General features: G+C 37.1%; 11 protein-coding genes. 3 read left to right on the forward strand and 8 right to left on the reverse strand.

Features of this window, described 5'->3' with window-relative positions:
• Window positions 1–26: 26 nt before the first annotated feature.
• Window positions 27–2,264 carry a DNA methyltransferase gene (locus H6F62_RS09265; RefSeq protein ID WP_190371868.1) on the forward strand — a complete coding sequence of 746 codons (2,238 nt, stop codon included), beginning with the start codon at window positions 27–29 and terminating at the stop codon, window positions 2,262–2,264.
• A 123-nt stretch (window positions 2,265–2,387) separates the two neighbouring features.
• Here the strand turns inward: H6F62_RS09265 and murQ are convergent, their stop codons facing one another.
• A complete protein-coding gene (gene murQ, locus H6F62_RS09270) occupies window positions 2,388–3,326 on the reverse strand; it encodes an N-acetylmuramic acid 6-phosphate etherase (protein ID WP_137907457.1) in 939 nt (312 codons plus the stop codon).
• 85 nt (window positions 3,327–3,411) lie between these two features.
• Window positions 3,412–3,831 (reverse strand): DUF3110 domain-containing protein, encoded by a 420-nt coding sequence (locus tag H6F62_RS09275; protein ID WP_190371869.1) that lies wholly within the window; start codon window positions 3,829–3,831, stop codon window positions 3,412–3,414.
• 542 nt (window positions 3,832–4,373) lie between these two features.
• Between H6F62_RS09275 and H6F62_RS09280 the strand changes: the two genes are divergently transcribed.
• Complete coding sequence (locus H6F62_RS09280) at window positions 4,374–9,821, forward strand: translocation/assembly module TamB domain-containing protein (RefSeq protein WP_190371870.1); 5,448 nt, start codon at window positions 4,374–4,376, stop codon at window positions 9,819–9,821.
• 28 nt (window positions 9,822–9,849) lie between these two features.
• Here the strand turns inward: H6F62_RS09280 and H6F62_RS09285 are convergent, their stop codons facing one another.
• From H6F62_RS09285 to cysH, 3 genes are all read right to left on the reverse strand, one after another.
• The gene (locus H6F62_RS09285) at window positions 9,850–11,685 is read right to left on the reverse strand and encodes an APC family permease (RefSeq protein WP_137907460.1); all 1,836 of its coding nucleotides are present in this window, start codon (window positions 11,683–11,685) and stop codon (window positions 9,850–9,852) included.
• 122 nt (window positions 11,686–11,807) lie between these two features.
• Complete coding sequence (locus H6F62_RS09290) at window positions 11,808–13,079, reverse strand: exonuclease SbcCD subunit D (RefSeq protein WP_137907461.1); 1,272 nt, start codon at window positions 13,077–13,079, stop codon at window positions 11,808–11,810.
• A 74-nt stretch (window positions 13,080–13,153) separates the two neighbouring features.
• Window positions 13,154–13,858: a phosphoadenosine phosphosulfate reductase gene (gene cysH / locus H6F62_RS09295; protein ID WP_137907462.1), complete on the reverse strand. Its 705-nt coding sequence runs from the start codon at window positions 13,856–13,858 to the stop codon at window positions 13,154–13,156.
• Window positions 13,859–14,032: 174 nt separating this feature from the next.
• On the opposite strand from cysH, the gene H6F62_RS09300 reads away from it, so the two are divergent.
• On the forward strand, window positions 14,033–14,782 hold the full coding sequence (locus H6F62_RS09300) for a TPM domain-containing protein (RefSeq protein WP_190371871.1): 750 nt from the start codon (window positions 14,033–14,035) through the stop codon (window positions 14,780–14,782).
• A 43-nt stretch (window positions 14,783–14,825) separates the two neighbouring features.
• Here the strand turns inward: H6F62_RS09300 and H6F62_RS09305 are convergent, their stop codons facing one another.
• From H6F62_RS09305 to H6F62_RS09315, 3 genes are all read right to left on the reverse strand, one after another.
• Window positions 14,826–15,212, reverse strand: a complete 387-nt coding sequence (locus H6F62_RS09305) for a DUF4346 domain-containing protein (RefSeq protein WP_190371872.1) — start codon at window positions 15,210–15,212, stop codon at window positions 14,826–14,828.
• 127 nt (window positions 15,213–15,339) lie between these two features.
• Entirely contained in the window at window positions 15,340–16,515 is a 1,176-nt protein-coding gene (locus H6F62_RS09310; RefSeq protein ID WP_137907465.1) for a GNAT family N-acetyltransferase, read from the reverse strand.
• A gap of 37 nt (window positions 16,516–16,552) precedes the next feature.
• Window positions 16,553–17,242 (reverse strand): RibD family protein, encoded by a 690-nt coding sequence (locus H6F62_RS09315; protein WP_137907466.1) that lies wholly within the window; start codon window positions 17,240–17,242, stop codon window positions 16,553–16,555.
• Window positions 17,243–17,538: the final 296 nt, after the last annotated feature.

Below are 17,538 nucleotides of genomic sequence, written 5' to 3' on the forward strand. Positions count from 1 at the left end.
ATCTAAAAATTTGATCAGGGGTAAAAATGAAAAATCTTTTTGGAAATTTAAACTTGCAGACACTAAAACAAAATCCAGATTTCAAAGAAGATAGCGTTAGAGAAGTAATTATTCTGCCTATTTTAAAAGCACTTGGGTATACAGAAATCAATATAATTCGTAGTAAAACATTACAACATCCTTTTTTAAAGATTGGTAGTAAAAAACGCCCTATAAATCTTGTTCCTGATTATGTTTTGAAGGTAGAAAATAATTTTGCTTGGGTACTTGACGCAAAAGCACCAAATGAGAATATTAAAGAGGGTGATCATATAGAACAGGTTTATAGTTATGCTACCCACCCGGAAATTAGGAGTAATTATTTTGCTCTTTGTAATGGTGTAGAGTTTTCTATATTTAAAACCACCGCAACTAATATACCTATTTTATTTTTTAACCTGGATGAAATTGAATATCATTGGGAAAAATTAACTCAATATTTATCACCTAATAGTTTTCAATCTGGTAAAAACTTTAATTATGAAACTACCATAGCTACAGCTAAACCTCAAGTTAGTTTCGATTATAATACTCGTCCTTTATTGGAAGAAATTTTAGTTAAAAAACAATCTGCTAAAAGACATTTTGGAGTTCATGGATATTTTACTAAACAAGCGTGGAATGTAGTCGCTGAATATATTAAAAACTTTAGTCAACCTGGAGATTTAATTCTTGATCCTTTTGGTGGTAGTGGAGTGACAGCTATTGAAGCTTTAATGAATAATAGAAAAGCCATTAGTACAGATATTAATCCTATGGCTGTATTTCTTGTTAATTCTTTAATTGCTCCTGTAGATTTTGATGAACTTTCAGTAGCTTTTGCAAGAGTAAAAACGGAATATGAAAACAAAGAACCTCAAACGGAACCTGATATTCAAAAAGCATTAATAAAATATCCCTATCCTCAAGGTTTACAATTACCTAAAGGTTCAGACGTGGAAACTGTAGAACAGTTATTTAGTGATAAACAATTAGCACAGTTAGGTTTATTAAAGTCAATTATTAAAAAAGAGAGAAACAAAAATATTAGAAATTCATTAATGCTAATGTTTTCTGGACTTTTGACAAAAGTAAATTTAACTTATCATTCTTCATCTGTTCGCACTGATGGAGGAGGAGATTCTTCTGCTTTTAGATATTATCGTTATCGAATTGCTCCTTCACCAGTAGATATAGATATCTTAACTTATTTTGAAATGCGATTTAAAAAAGTAGTTGCAGCAAAAAAAGAGATGGAATATTTTATTAACGAAAAAACTATTTCTTATGGACAAATTATTAAAGGTTCAGCCACAAATTTAAGTTTTATTCCCAAAGAAAGTGTAGACTATATATATACAGATCCTCCCTATGGTAAGAAAATTCCCTATTTAGATTTATCTGTAATGTGGAATGCTTGGTTAGATTTAGAAGTAACAGAAGCAGACTATCAACAAGAAGCAATTGAGGGAGGAGAACATCAAAAAACTAAAGATGAATATAACCAATTAATAGCTGAAAGCATCAAAGAAATGTATCGAGTGTTAAAATTTGACCGGTGGTTATCATTTGTATTTGCTCATAAAGATCCTGAATTTTGGCATTTAATTATTGATACTGCGGAAAGTTGCGGTTTTGAATATATTGGTGCAGTACCACAAAAAAATGGCCAAACAAGCTTTAAAAAGAGACAAAACCCTTTTACAGTTTTATCAGGACAATTAATCATTAATTTTCGTAAAGTTCGCAGTCCTAAAGCTATTATGAAAGCTAACTTAGGAATGGATATTGCAGAAATTGTCATTCAAACTATTGAAGGAATTATAGCTAAAAATGATGGTGCAACTCTAGAACAAATTAACGATGAACTAATTATTAAAGGTTTAGAATTAGGTTTTTTAGACTTATTAAAAAAAGAATATTCTGATTTAACACCAATTTTATTAGGTAATTTTGACTATGATGAAAAAACAGAACTATTTACTCTCAAAAAAGATGCAAAATTCAAATCACATATAGATGTAAAATTGAGAATTAAATACTACTTAATGAGTTACTTACGCAGAATGGAAAGAGAAAAGAAAAATCCCAACTTTGATCAAATAGTTTTGCATTTATTACCACTTTTAAAAAATGGAACTACCCCAGAAGATCAAACCATTTTGAGTGTGTTAGAAGACATAGGAGAACGCATGGGAGAAAACAGTTGGAAACTAAAAAAAGAAGGTCAACTTTCACTATTTTGACGCAAATCTAACATATAAACACTCTTCCTCTGTGCGTCCTCTGTGCCTGGAGTGCTGCGTTACGAAGACAGCTAAAACACCCTAGATATAGGTAAAGATATAGGTGAAGTGAAATTCACACTTTCATTTACCAACACCCGAATTATGATCTTGATTATAACTAGTTACAGCCTGACGGAGATTACCCAAATGTGCAGCTAGTAGTTCCTTACCCGCTTCCTGATCTAAACCCGTCCAGTGCATTAATAAGGACAACTTCACCCATTTACCGCTGCGTTCCAGTAAGAAACCCGCCGCTTCTCGACTTAATCCCGTCAAGTCTTGTAGAATCCGTAAAGCGCGATCGCGTAACTTTTGATTAGTCACAGCGACATCAACCATGCGATTACCATAGACCTTACCGAGTTTGACCATTACCCCAGTGGAGAGAGTATTTAAAGCCAATTTTGTTACAGTTCCCGCTTTCAAACGAGTAGAACCAGCCAAAATTTCTGGACCTGTTAACAAACGGATATCAATATCAACTTCAATAGTGACTTGTTCAGCGGGGACACAAGCTATAAAAATAGTTTTAGCTCCGCGTTGACGAGCAGCATTAATAGCACCGTGAACAAAAGGTGTTGTTCCTCCGGCAGTAATGCCGACGACCACATCTAGTTGGGTAATTTGTCGTTGAGAAATGGCACTTTCCCCATCTTCAGATCGATCTTCTAAATCCTCAGAACTGCGAACCAATGCACCAGCACCACCGGCAATAATTCCCTGTACCAACTCGGCCGGAGTGCAGAAAGTAGGTGGACATTCAGCAGCATCTAATACTCCTAATCTGCCACTTGTCCCTGCACCCACGTAAAATAAACGTCCCCCTTGACGTAACCTGTCCGCTGTCAAATCAATAGCTGCTGCTAATTCAACTTTAGCCTCTGCTACTGCTGCTACTGCTTTTTGGTCTTCATGATTAAATAACTCCACCAATTCCAGGGAATTGAGTTGGTCTAGATTGAGACTATGAGGATTAACTTGTTCTGTGAGTAGATGGCCGCGTTCCTGGAAATTTGTCATTTTGTGTAGTCTATATTCTTGGTCAGTGGTAACAAATCAATAGTCAGTTGTCATTTACTGATCATGACTAATGACCCATGACAAATTATAATAGCCCTTCTAATTGACGACGAATGCTGTCTAAATTAGGATTAGCAATTTCCGGGACAGATGGACCAGCGGAAAGAAAATCCTTCCCAGTATCCTCTATTTCGGCTTCAGCTTGCCAGTCAGTTTCTTCCACGTTCATTTCTGGTGGAATTACTAATTCACTATTTTCGGGAATGATTTCCCAATCATAGCCGGCACTTTCGCAAAATTCCTGAACATCAGCAGCATCCATCATTTCCACTGTCGGTACAGCGAAGTCTTGAGCTTCCAACATTAAAGCATAGCGAGTAGCATCATCTTCTGATTCAAACATGAGGATTTGATTACCTTCTAACCCTTGGCCATTGGTAATCCGAACGCTGTGAATGCCCTCATTATCCGTACCAGCGTTAAAAATTAGTACAAAAACACGCATTATCTATCCTTTAATTTCTTGTCTAACTTATATTAAAGTTCTAGGTTGTGCATTTGCAAAAGTCTGAGATCATTTTTGTCGGATTTTCAGGACTCACAGCTAAACTAAAAGATTTTCCAATCATATAGTTAATTAACTATAAGTTTTTTAAATGGGAATTTGACAAAAAAAGGTCAAGTTGAATAATTGCCCCTCTATTCTCAATAATCTTGAGAATATTCTCAATAACTCGACGAAAAAAGTTCATTTTCGGGCTTGACTTTCTCAACTATTTTTTTTAAAATAATTATTGATAAAATCTGCTTAGGCTTCTTTGCTGTAGATTTTTGAAATTATCAGAAGATAGTTCTTCCTCGTCTACTCTATGATAACAGATTAAAAACTCTTTGTCAATACCTTTTCTACTCTTTTTCCCGAAAATTTTGGTGAAAAACTCCGTTCTAGAAAGACAGCTTTTGGTATAATGGGGAAAGTGAGTGTCAAATATCCAGCAGCGTAAATTTAGCGGGCTTCCTCATCCCATAAGTTGTGGTGAAAACATCATGTCTAACTCTCCTGGTCAAAATTCTCACTCCAGAAACTCTGGGTTGGAGCGTCTATGGTTAACAATATTAAGTCGAGGTGGACTAGTTTTAGGTGCTGTATTGGTGCTGGGAATTATTGCCGGTGTTTGGCGGTTGCGGAATTTCGTTTATGATGATTTAGTACCATTAGTTACCCAAAATCTAACTAACACCCTGAACCGTCCGGTCAAATTGGGAGCAGTTAAGTCATTTTCCCTGACAGGGGTAAGTTTTGCCGCTTCAGAGATACCAACTACAGATACGGATTCAGATAAGGTAAATACAAAAGCTGTTGAAGTGGGATTTGATCCTTGGCAATTAGTTATTAACCGCAATCTGCGATTAGATGTAACTTTAATTAACCCAGATATTTATATTGAACAAGATTCCCAAGGACGCTGGTTAACTACTACTATAACTCCGCCTCCGGGTAAAGCATTGATTAAAACTGATTTGGATAAATTGCGGTTTCGTGATGCCAATCTAGTATTAGTGCCGAAAGTATCGGTTTTAGAAAAAAATTCTTTACCAGAGAAAGTAGCATTTTCAGGAATTAATGGCACAGCTAAACTCTTAAATCAAAATCGTCTGATTAAATTAGAATTAGCTGGTAAGGCAGTCAGTGGGGGTAATATTTCCATTACCGGGGATTTAATTCCTCAGAAAGTTTTAGTTGGGGATTTTCGACTACAAGCGGAAAACATTCTTGCCGCAGATATTACGCGAATTGTCACTTTACCACTAACCTTAAAAACTGGTAGAGTCAATGGTGATTTGCAAATTAAAGTAGTTCCCAGGGGGAAAACCTTATTATACGGTAAGGCGTCCATAGCGGGAGTAACGGTACAAATCCCTAAAATACCTCAATTATTAAATAATAGTCAAGGGAATCTCAGTTTTGATGGACTGGCTATTAAATTAGAGCAGATAATTACCAACTACGGGCAAATCCCCGTTACAGCATCAGGTACAATTGACCAGGAAGCTGGATTTAATTTAAAAGGGCGTGTCAATGCGGTAAGTTTAGCTAATGCCCAAACTACTCTGAAAGTCAAGTTACCAGTTCCTGTAACTGGGATAGCTCAAGCAGATGTACAGATATTGGGAGGAATTTCCCAGCCAGTATTATCCGGTAGTGTCAGCAGTTTGAAAACTGTCCGAATTGATAAAGTAGATTTTCAGAAAGTTAGTAGTAAATTTGAACTGATAAGCAGTAAGTCTCTGCTGAAAATTACAGATATCCAAGGAAAAACTACATATCAAGGTCAGGTAAAAGGTGGGGGAACAATTAAACTGAGTGCAGTACCCCAACTAGATTTTAACTTGAGTGGGGAAAATATAGCCGGAGATGCGATCGCTCAAGTATATAATATTCAAACAGGATTCCCCATTGGACTATTATCAGCTACAGCCCAACTCAAAGGAGCGGATAATAAAACCCAGACTATAGTAAAATTGCAAGCACCTCAAGCTAAATATCCCGCAAGGTTAACAACAATTATTAATTCTGACCAGACGGTTTCCTTCCGTGATCTAGTTGCTAATGTAGGTAGTGGCATAGTTAGGGGTAGTGGTACTTATAGTAATGGTAGTTGGCAAGCTTTAGCGCAAGCTAATAAGATTAAATTAGCCTCCTTTATAGACCAAAAACAACAGGAGAATATTTCGTTAACTGGGGCGGAATTTAATGGCAATATCCGTTTATCAGGAAATTCCTCACCATTTAAAATCGAGACAATTATCCCTGAAAATGCGAATGTTAACATTGCGGGTGGTACAGTCAATATAGCCCAAATCAATTTACAAGAGCAAAATTTCACAGCCTTGTTACTAGGGAGAAATTTACGCTTAGGCACAATATTAAAACAAAAACAAACCAACCCGATTTTAAATTATCCCCTCACAGGTAAATTCATGATTGGGGGTAATCGGGAAAATTTCCAACTCAAAACCCTCACAGCATTGGGTGAGGCCTTTTTATCTGTGGGAGGGGGGAAAATTAAAGCTGGGAATATTCAAGTTGCGGAAGGTCGCTATGAGGCGAAAATTCAAGCTGAGAATGTATCCTTACTTAGTTTAGCACCTGTACCATCCCCATGGCAAGGAAATATCACAGGAGAATTACAGGTAGGGGGTTCTGTGGAGTCATTCCAACCTGAAACTATTCAGGGAGAGGGAAAAGGGAGATTGAAACTTCCTAGCGGAACGGTTATGGTCTCTGATATTCGAGTTAACGATGGAAATTATCAGGCTTCTTTGGCTACTTCTGGGTTAGAATTGCGCTCTTTTGGTCAGCAGTTACAAGGACAGTTGACAGGGAAATTACAACTAGCGGGAACTTTAGCCACTCCCAAATTAGCAGATATTGCTGCTGTTGGTCAACTGCGATTTAATAGAGGTTTGCCAGGTATTGATCCACCTATTTGGTTATATATTGGTTGGAATGGAAAAAAGCTAACTATGGATAGTTATAATAATGGTAATTTCCAAGTTAAAGGTTATTTATTAGCTAATGCCGAAAAAGTAGGGATTCCCGAAATTACGGATATGAATTTAAACTTAGATGTAAATAATTATAATCTACAAAAATTGCCCATTAAATTACCTAAAAACGTAGATATTGCTGGAAATCTGGATTTTAGTGGCCAGTTGAGAGGAAAACCCACTGCACCAAATATTACAGGTAAATTGGGATTTACAGATTTAAGACTTCAAAAATTGGCATTTGAACCATCTCTAACTGGTAGTGTTCAAGCTGTATCAGGACAGGGAGTAACCTTAGATGTTGCAGGTGGAAAAGAGCGTATAGCATTTAAATTAGATAGTAATAATCGTCCTAAATCTTTTTTAGTCAAGTGGCAACAAGCATTGTTATCAGGTATAGAAACAGATGGTAACTTAGCCGTGGGTATGACTAATCTACCATTAGGAGCATTAAATATAATTTTACCAGATGATACACTATTAAGTCCGGGAGGTGTGGGGGGATTATTAAGTGGAAATTTACAAATTAATTCCCAGACATTAGCGACAGAGGGGAATATAGCCATTGAGAAACCAGAAATTGGCCGCATTAAAGGCGATGGCTTTCAAACCCAACTACGCTATGATAATCAAACATTTATTCTCGGTAATAGCGAATTTCGCAAAGGTGAAAGCAGATATAACTTTGATGCAAACATCAGACCATGGACTAAAAAACCCCAACTGCGAGCAAACATCAAAATTGACAAAGGTAATATTCAAGACATTCTTAATGTTGCCCAAATATTTGAACTTCAAGACTTGCAACGTGGTTTAAAAGCACCAAAATACGGCAAAGCTGAGGAGTTAACCGCTCAATCCCAAAAATTACCAAATCAGTCCTTATTCAGCCAAATTCAAAGGTTATCGGAAATTAATGCCCTGGTAACTGCCCAAGAACAAAAACGGATAAATGCTACACCCATACCAGAATTAAGAGACTTAAAAGGGATTTTAAACGGTGGTATCAGTATTAATACTGCTACCACCGACCAACCAAGAGTGAAATTTAACCTGCAAGGACAAAACTTTACTTGGGGTAAACCAACAGAACCAAGCCGATTTTATGCGGTGGAAAAAGTAGTAGTTAAGGGTAGTTTAGAAGAGGGAATTTTCCGTTTACAACCTTTACAAATTCAATCTCAGCAAAAGTTAATTACCTTTACAGGTAACATTGGTAATAGTAAACAATCAGGTAAATTGACAGTAGAAAATTTTCCTCTTGGGCGAGTAAATGATTTAGTGAAACTACCAGTGGGAATTGGAGGTAAACTGAATTTAACGACAGCAATAGCAGGTAGTATTAATAATCCTCAAGCTATAGGAGAATTAAACATTACAGAAGGAACAATTAATCAAAAACAAATAGCATCAACCAACGCTACTTTCAATTATGCTAATGGAAGATTAAACTTTAGTAGCAATGTCTCAGGAACGGGGAAAGAATCTGGAACTGAAATTTCGGGGAGTATTCCTTATGAAATACCTTTTGCGACTAGAAAATCCGAGGGTAATCAAATTACCTTAGATGTGAAAGTCAAAAACGAAGGTTTAACACTTCTAAATCTTTTTACTAATGAAGTAGCTTTTGAAAATGGACAAGGAGAATTAGATTTAAAAGTTTCGGGAACTTTAAAAAACCCCTTGGTTGAAGGTAAAGCTTCCTTGAGTAATGCTACCTTTAGCGCTCAAGCATTACCAGGAAAGTTAACCAATATAAATGGTAGTGCAGAGTTTGATTTAAACCGAGTATTTGTAGACAGTCTTGAAGGTAGATTTAGTAATGGTAAAGTTGAAGTGGTGGGAGAGCTACCAATTTTTACTAGTCAAAATATTAAAACAGAAAATGCACTGACTGTTAATTTAGAACAATTGGCTTTAAATCTCAAGGGATTATATCAAGGGGGTGCTAGTGGTAATGTAAAAATTACAGGTTCTCTTCTGCAACCTGTAATTGGTGGTAAGATAGAATTATTTGATGGTCAAGTATTGTTAGCAGAATCTAAAAATGTTAATTCCTCAAATGGTAAAATCAGCATTTCTCAAAGATCTCCAGAGGTAGAAAATAAAATTACCAAGTTAAATAAGTTAGAATTGAACTTAGGTAAAAATGTACAAATTACTAGTCCACCGCTTTTTAAGTTCCAAGCTGCTGGGGATTTAATTGTTAATGGTTCTTTAACTGAACCCGTACCGGAAGGAACTATTAAACTAACTAAAGGTGCGGTGAATTTATTCACGACCCAATTAGGTTTAGCACGAGGTTATGAACATACCGCTACTTTTGTTTCTAGTCAACCCCGTGACCCTTATTTGGATATTCGTCTATTTGCTAAAATTCTAGATGTAGTTCAAAATAACGATATTGGCCGACAGAATTCTGTAGGTTCTTTAGGTTTATCGGGTTTAGAAACAGTTCGAGTCGAAGCAAGTATTAATGGTTTAGCTACTCAAATCAATGAGAATTTGCAACTCAAAAGCAATCCTTCACGTTCAGAAGCACAAATTGTCACTTTATTAGGGGGTGGGTTCATTGATACTAAAGAACGTGGTGACATTAAACTGGGTTTAATTAATATTGCTGGTTCGGCCGTTTTTAGTAATTTCCAAGGTGCATTTAATCAAATTGGTGATGCTTTTGGTTTAAGCGAATTAAGAGTATTTCCCACTATTCTTTCCCAAAGGCCAGAAGCAGGGAGAAATAACTCATCTTTAGAATTGGCTTTAGAAGCAGGAGTTGATATTTCTCCGAAGTTTTCCCTTTCTACTATTAAGATATTGACTGCTAGTGATCCTTTACAATGGGGGATTAATTACCGAATAAATAATGAACTTCGTCTCCGTTCTTCTACTAATTTAACGGATGATAGTCGCGCTGTAATTGAGTTTGAACGGAAGTTTTAAAAAATTAACACCTAACAATTGACAATTATCATAAGTAATATCTAACAGTCGTAACAATGCGACTTTTATTAACTCGTAAAGCATTTTTCAAAAACAAAGTTGTTTGATTATGTAAAATACTATCCCACCAATTACGAGGAACAAAAGCAGGAATAATGATAGTTGTGAAAACACCTGGGTGATTTTTCTGGAACTGACCAATAAAATCTACAATGGGGTCAATTACAGAACGATAGGGAGATTCAATAATTTCCAAAGGAATATCCGCTTCTAGATTTTGCCATTTTTTTTGTAATTCTTCCCGGTCTGTAGAACCAATATCTACGTGAACAGCAACAATTTTATCTGCAATTGTCCGCGCATAGTCCAAAGCTTCTACCGTTCCTCGGTTGAGTTGTCCCACTACAACTACCGCAGGGTGAGTGACAACTGCGGGTTTGGGAACGGAGATATAAGTCCGGGGTGCTAAATCGTGGATACTGAGACGTTGAGCTACATATTGATAATGACTATGAATAGCTGCAAATAGAGTAACTACTAAAGGAATTGCGATTACAACCAGCCAAGCACCTAATAGGAACTTAGTACAAATAATTACTAATAACACTATTAGGGTAGAAAATGCTCCTAAGCTATTCATGATTGCGCTTGCACGCCAACCTCTGGTTTGTTCTTGAAACCAGTGACGTACCATACCTGCTTGGGAGAGAGTAAAGGAAGTAAATACACCAACCGCGTAGAGAGGAATAATGGCGTTAACTTGACCTTTAAAGATAATTACTAAGACTCCTGCACAGATACTCAAGAGCATAATACCATTAGAGTAGACCAAGCGATCGCCCAAGAGAGATAATTGACGAGGTAAAAATCCATCTCGTGCTAAGAAATAACACAGTCTGGGAAAATCTGCATAACTGGTATTAGCAGCTAACATCAAAACCAGCAGAGTGACAATTTGCAGGAAATAGTAAACAGGTCCATTTCCCAAAATAACCCTACCCAAAAGAGAAACTACGGTTTGTCCTTCTTCGGGAACAATATGATAAATGTTTGCTAAGTAGCTGATACCCACAAACATAAATCCCAAAATCACTCCCAAATATAACAAAGTCAGGCGAGCATTTTTCCATTCTGGAGTTTTAAAAGCTAAAACCCCGTCAGATATTGCTTCTACCCCCGTTAGTGCGGTACAACCGGCGGAAAAAGCCCGTAAAATGAAGAATACACTTATGCCTTCACTAACAGGAAGAGAAGGATATTCAGTTATCACCTGCCCAGTGGTATATTTAAACAAACCAATGCCAATTAACAGAAAAATGCTGGTAATAAAGGCATAAGTAGGAACCATGAATATCTGTCCTGACTCCTTGACACCCCGGAGATTTGCCAGCATAATCAAAAAGATGAAAAACAAACACAGCAGGACAGTGTGAGATTTCAGTACCGGAATGGCTGAAGTCAAAGCGGCTGTACCAGCAGATATACTGACAGTTACAGTCAAAATATAATCAATCATCAGCGAACCACCAGCCACCAATCCGGGATAAAGACCGAGATTTTCCCTAGCGACAATGTAAGAACCACCACCTTGAGGATAGGCGCGAATGGTTTGACGATAGGAAAGGACTACTATAGCCAAGAGGACGATAATTGCTACAGCAATAGGTAAGGACAAACCCAGAGCGCCACTTCCTGCTGCGACTAAAACTAGTAAAATTTCTTCTGTAGCATACGCTACCGAGGAAAGAGCATCAGAAGAAAGAACCGCTAAAGCCGCACCGTTACTTAATCGCTCTTCGCTATGGGCGCTGGTTGGTAAGGACTTACCAAGGAAAAATTGCTTAATCTGAGGATACAAGGACATAGAAAGTCCACCAGATAAATGTGTTTATTTTTATTTAGTTGAGGACAAACTCAAGTCTGAGTTTATAGAATATAGCAATTTTGGCAGATTTGTAACATAATTAACTGTTAAGTTTTTTAGAGTTAGATCCCCGAATTTTTCAATAAGTCGGGGAGATTATATTTTATAATTTCCTGATCATCTGTTAACAAATTTTGTGCTGCTTCTAACATAGACGGGGCGATATCTTTTAAATCCTCCCGATTATTTAAGTATGTTTTCAAAGCAGACATTGGGTCAATACTGGTACTCGTACTCAATTCAGGAATCCGGGGTTTTGCTAACTGACTGACTAGTTCTGCTTGAATGGTGTAAGTATGGGCGGATTTTAAAGCACTGTGGAGGGAAGAGTTATCAATTAAATCCAATTGATCTGAGCGCAGTTTGTAAATCAGTCGTACCACATTATCTTGAATATCATATTTAGCAATTCCTTTTAATAAAGCTGCTTGTGGATCATCGTGTTTAGATAAATCTACTTCAATTGTCCGAAATATTCGCACCGGTAAAGGACAAAATTCCCAATTTACCTTCCCCTTTTCCAAGTCTATCATGACATAACCTTTATCTTCCTTCTCTTCACTAAAATCTACCCGTTCAATACTTCCCGGATAAATCACTGGTGGGTCATTAGATTTATTGAGATTTTGGTGTTTATGAACATGACCTAAAGCCACATAATCAAAACATGAGCGAGTTAACAAAGACAAAGGTAAAGTAAAACCCTTACCCACTGCTAATAAGCGTTCCGCGCCCAAAGTTGCATTATCAGCCATTAAATGAGCTAAAAGTACCGTAGGAATACTAGGGTCAAGACGACGAATTTCGCCTTCTATTACCACTTGTAAACGTTCTGTGAGTAATTGATTAACTTCGGCCAAAGAAGAACCCTGAGTTTCTTGACGAGTCATCAAAGTAGAACGAGTTAACCAAGGGAGAGTAATTATTTGTATATCTCCATTGCGGGTAGAAATGCGGTGAGTGGTCAAAGTATCACCAACCACAAAACCTGGTACAGCTAAAGTTCGGTAAATATTTAAACTAGCGCCTCCCAAACCTTGGGAATGTTGGTCATGATTTCCTACTAATAACACCGTGGGAATATCTGCATCTACTAAGCGACGAAATTGATGAGCAAAAGCTTCTTGAACATAGGGCGCAGGTGTCGCATTAGGAAAAGCATCACCACCAAATAAAACTAAATCTACATGATCATTTAACGCCCGGTCAATACACAAAGATAATGTCTTGACAAAATCCTCCAGTCGTGTATTTAAACCTGTGAGGGAATTAACACGCCCGTGACAAAAACCGCTACCAATATGGATATCTGAAAGATGAAGAATTTTCATAATTTATTTAATTGTAGGATGATCCCCGACTGCTTCAAGAAGTCGGGGGTTTAGTCGTCTAGACTGCTAACAACTGACTAAATATGAATTCCGCACTCAGTTTTTTCACTTCCACGCCAACGTCCAGCGCGTTCGTCTTCACCTTCACCTACCTTAGTGGTAATAGGTTCGTCACCAATACTGGGATAACCTTGGTCATGGAGAGGGTTGTAAATTACCTTATGTTCAGCTACATACTCCCAACTTTGTTTACGGGTCCAAGTAGCTAGGGGGTTAATTTTCAATCTTCCCTTACCATCTAATTCTAATACAGGCATGGTAGCACGGGTAATAGCTTGATCACGACGGCGGCCTGTAATCCAGGCTACGGTATTCAGTTCATCTAAACCCCGTTGCAATGGTTCAATTTTGGTAATATCGTGGAATTTAGCAATATTTGTATCCCAAAGGGCTTCACCAAATTTAGCAGCAAAGGCTTCACGACTATCTACATCTGGTGTTTTATAGGTTTTTAAATCAAGGTTATAGATTTCTTTGACTTTAGCAACTAATTCTAGGGTTTGGGGAAAGTGATAAAGGGTATCAAGAAAAATTACAGGAACTGGATGCTCAAGTTCTGTATACAGTATATGTGTCAAGATGATGTCATCAACGTTAAAGGCACTAGTTTGTACCAGTCCCGTGGGGATATTGTTAATAGACCAAGCTAAAATTTCCTTGGGGGTTGCGGTTTCCAATTGCTGATTTAGTGCTACTAAGTCAAAGGTGGTAGAGGCTGTCATGATATTTCCTTAAACAAAGATTTTTTACTTTTATTAAATTTAATATTACCTTAATGAAGTTACATATCCCCGCCGATGCTGGAGTACAGGGAAAAGAACTTCTTACCAATTACCAATTACCAAGTCCCTCATTATGTAGTATTTTGATTGCAAGTCTGTTTAAGGATTCATACTATGCAACAGTTACTCAAAAAGTTATTTGGTAACAAAAAATACTTTATTCGTCTTCTTTTACCTTTACTGGTAATGGTGATGGGGACTTGGCTGTTTATTTTACCTGCTTCTGCTACTGGTGTATACGAAATGCCAGGTTTAACAGCAGATACTTGGATTTTAGATCAAGGTGATGTGATTAGCCGATTTAATGAAGGTAATTTGACTAAGACTTTCAAGGATTTGGCTCAGGAAACTGGTCAGGAGGTGAGACTTGTAACAATTCACAGGCTTGACTACGGTGAAACACCGGAAAGTTTTGGCAAAGGATTATTTACTAAATGGTTTCCAACCGCAGCAGAGCAAGCTAATCAAGTGTTATTACTAGTTGACACCGTTACTAATGGAACTGCTTTAATTAGTGGTGATAATATTAAGTCTCTATTGACTGATACGATCGCGCAGAGTATTACTGAAGAAACATTAGGTACATTTTTGCGTAATGGCAATAAATATAATCAGGGTTTTTTGGATGTGAGCGATCGCCTGGTTGCGGTTCTATCTGGTAAACCAGATCCAGGTCCCCCACAGAAAATAGAAACTGTCAAAGTAGAAGGAACGTTCACTAAAGCGGAAGACACTGATAAAGGCAATGCTACTGTTTGGGTTGTAGGGCTTTTAATTGCGGCTACTGTGATTCCCATGGCCACATATTATATTTACCAAGTGTTTCAACCAGCAACTAAAGAATCTAAAGAATCTGGGGAATAAGTAATAAGTGATGAGGTAAGTATTTACTCATCACTACTACTAATCAATCTTGAATATAATCTTTACCGCATACTAAAGCTAATTCAGCGCGGACAAATTCTCTACCTAAATAAGCTGCATGATTTAAGAAGGTAATAGGACAATCTGGAGTTTCTTCAAAGATCTTAATACAGAGTTCTTTGGCTGTGCGGCCACTAAATACGGTTGTGTGTGTTCTTTCCACCTTACCGCGTACGGGAATGACCTTACCTGTTTCTGGATCTACCGCTAAACCACGCTCATTAATAATATTAGTGAAGTGCTTGGCATAAATCAATCCTTCATTTTTATCTATGTAGATGATAAAATAGCCATTGGGGTCAAGATCAATATGACGCTGGGAAAGTTTATGATCAATTGCTGTCAAATCTTCAAGTAGTAAATCCTTCATGCTTTATCAAAAGTAAATTTATTGAGACAGTCTTTTTTAGATTACATCTTCAGTGTAATTATAGATCATTTAGGTAGATACCGGAATTCTGTGAGAAGTCCGGTATCTAAAAGCGATCTAGATTTTGCTATTTAAAAGGTAATTCTGCATTAATAGCGTCTATTTCTTGTTGTTCGATGTGATTGACTTCTCGAATCCAAGGGAGGATAATTTTTTCTAAACGGTGGTTATAAAAGCGGTGGAGACTGTGATTAGGAGTAGCAGGAAAACCACGGCGTTTTTTATGTTTACCACCAGCACCGGGATCAAAAGTTTGGATATTGTGAGCGATCGCCCATGCAATTGGTGTATAATAACAAGCGTCAAAATGTAAGCAATCTATGTCTTGAAAACTCCCCCAATAACGTCCATAGAGTTGATTATCTTTAAATAAACAAAAAGACATTCCCAGGGGTTGACGCTGATCTTGATCTTGTTGGTGATAAGCAGCAAAAAATACAACGCGATGACGATAATTATGGTATAACTGTTCAAAAAATTGCTTTGTCAGATATTTGCTACCCCACCAACCAAACTTATCGCAAGTATCAGCATAGAAATCATACATTAAGGGAAACATAGATGGGGGAATTTCGTCACCGGTCATAGCTTGAAGTTTTAAACCTGCTTGTTCTACAGCTTTGCGTTCCCGTTTAATATTGCGTCTTTGATTAGCATTAAAGCCAGTTAAATAATCATCAAAAGTTGTAAAATCAGCATTTTTCCAAATATAACTATGATGTAACCAAGTTGTCAAACCCTGTTTTTCTAAAATTGGTCGCCATTGGGGATCAACATAGAGAAAATGACAGCTAGAAATGCGATGTTTAACACAAAAACTATCAATTTCATGGAGCATTAAAGCTGTAATTTCTTCCTCATCTTCTCCCGGTGAAATTAAAAACCGATAGCCTTCTGCGGGGGTAAATGGTGTCATTCCCAGGAGTTTGGGATAATATTCTATTCCTAAGCGAGATGCTAATTCAGCCCATTGATGATCAAAGACAAATTCCCCTTGGCTATGTCCTTTTAAATATAATGGAGCAGCAGCAATTAAAGTTCCATCTCGCCATAAAACCAAGTGATTTGGTAACCAACCAGCATGGGCTGTAGCGCTATGGGATACTTCCAAATTGTGCAACCAATCCCATTCTAAAAAAGGGGTTTTTAAGGGTATTGCTAAAGCATCCCAAGCAGATTTAGGAACATCCGCGATTGTGTGAGTCCAAGTGACAGAATAGTTAGGTTTGTGTGCTTTTATCATTGTGTAATTATTCAACAATTTAGGATTTTAGATTTACTTATGACTGATGAATTATCCGATAGTGTAAAAATACTTCTTGCTCAACTGTGGATACTTCTAGTAATTGTAACTGAGGAGCAAGAGCAGATAAAAATCCTTTTTTTCCTACCGGTGAAGGAGCAGTATTACCACCTAAAATCAGTGGACAAATAGTCAGCCAAATTTCATCAATTAAATCCAATTCAAGAAAAGATGCTACTAATTGTCCTCCTCCTAAAATAGCTAGACGGCTAATTTGTACACTTGCTAAGTATTTTACAACAGCCAGAATGTCAATTCCTCCCGTAGGAGTTTCAAATATTAAAATTTCCTCAAATGCTGAACTTTTTTCCCAAACAGAAGCCCCTATAGAAGTTGTGAGTAACCAACGTCTCACCGGTTGTTGAAAAAATTTAATGTCCGGATTTAGATTAGCTAAACGGGAAATCACTATATGAACAGGTTGGGGGTGGTTATTTACTTTTATTCTTTGTTGCAAGAGTATTGACTCTGATATTATCATTGTCGTACCGTAAGCACGAAGGGTATCAGCACCGAATAAAACAGCATCAGCAGCAGCAATTTGTTTCTCCAGATGGAGTTTATCATTTAATGAACCAAACCGAGCAGGGGAGCGGTTTAAATCTGCTATTTTGCCATCAGCACTCATGGCTAAAACTACTGTGGTATGAGGGCGATTTTCCATCATTAAGTTACTTTGATAATTTTTAGCTGCTGTGTAGATTTTCTCATAGTTTATAGCTATAAGACAATGTTGAGAAATTTTACTCCCTATATTGATATGCAACAATATTCACTATATCTACTTTTTATGATTTACATGATGTTTATTTTTAGGGAAAACAGATAAATTAATAGGCAGGTAATTGGTAATTGGTCATTGGTCATTGGTAACTGGTCATCGGTAATAACTTTTTAAGTTTTAATTTTCAATTTTTACCTATTTTCTATCTATTAAAAATTCTGATAACGCTGATTAAATCG

It is taken from the genome of Anabaena sp. FACHB-1391, assembly GCF_014696755.1.
Classification (GTDB): Bacteria; Cyanobacteriota; Cyanobacteriia; order Cyanobacteriales; family Nostocaceae; genus Dolichospermum; species Dolichospermum planctonicum.

Coding starts and splice junctions, on each gene's coding strand:
- H6F62_RS09300 (WP_190371871.1), top strand. CDS start 14,033: ATGCAACAGTTACTCAAAAAGTTATTTGGTAACAAAAAATACTTTATT.
- H6F62_RS09265 (WP_190371868.1), top strand. CDS start 27: ATGAAAAATCTTTTTGGAAATTTAAACTTGCAGACACTAAAACAAAAT.
- H6F62_RS09275 (WP_190371869.1), bottom strand. CDS start 3,831: ATGCGTGTTTTTGTACTAATTTTTAACGCTGGTACGGATAATGAGGGC.
- H6F62_RS09315 (WP_137907466.1), bottom strand. CDS start 17,242: ATGATGGAAAATCGCCCTCATACCACAGTAGTTTTAGCCATGAGTGCT.
- H6F62_RS09305 (WP_190371872.1), bottom strand. CDS start 15,212: ATGAAGGATTTACTACTTGAAGATTTGACAGCAATTGATCATAAACTT.
- murQ (WP_137907457.1), bottom strand. CDS start 3,326: ATGACAAATTTCCAGGAACGCGGCCATCTACTCACAGAACAAGTTAAT.
- H6F62_RS09310 (WP_137907465.1), bottom strand. CDS start 16,515: ATGATAAAAGCACACAAACCTAACTATTCTGTCACTTGGACTCACACA.
- H6F62_RS09285 (WP_137907460.1), bottom strand. CDS start 11,685: ATGTCCTTGTATCCTCAGATTAAGCAATTTTTCCTTGGTAAGTCCTTA.
- cysH (WP_137907462.1), bottom strand. CDS start 13,858: ATGACAGCCTCTACCACCTTTGACTTAGTAGCACTAAATCAGCAATTG.
- H6F62_RS09280 (WP_190371870.1), top strand. CDS start 4,374: ATGTCTAACTCTCCTGGTCAAAATTCTCACTCCAGAAACTCTGGGTTG.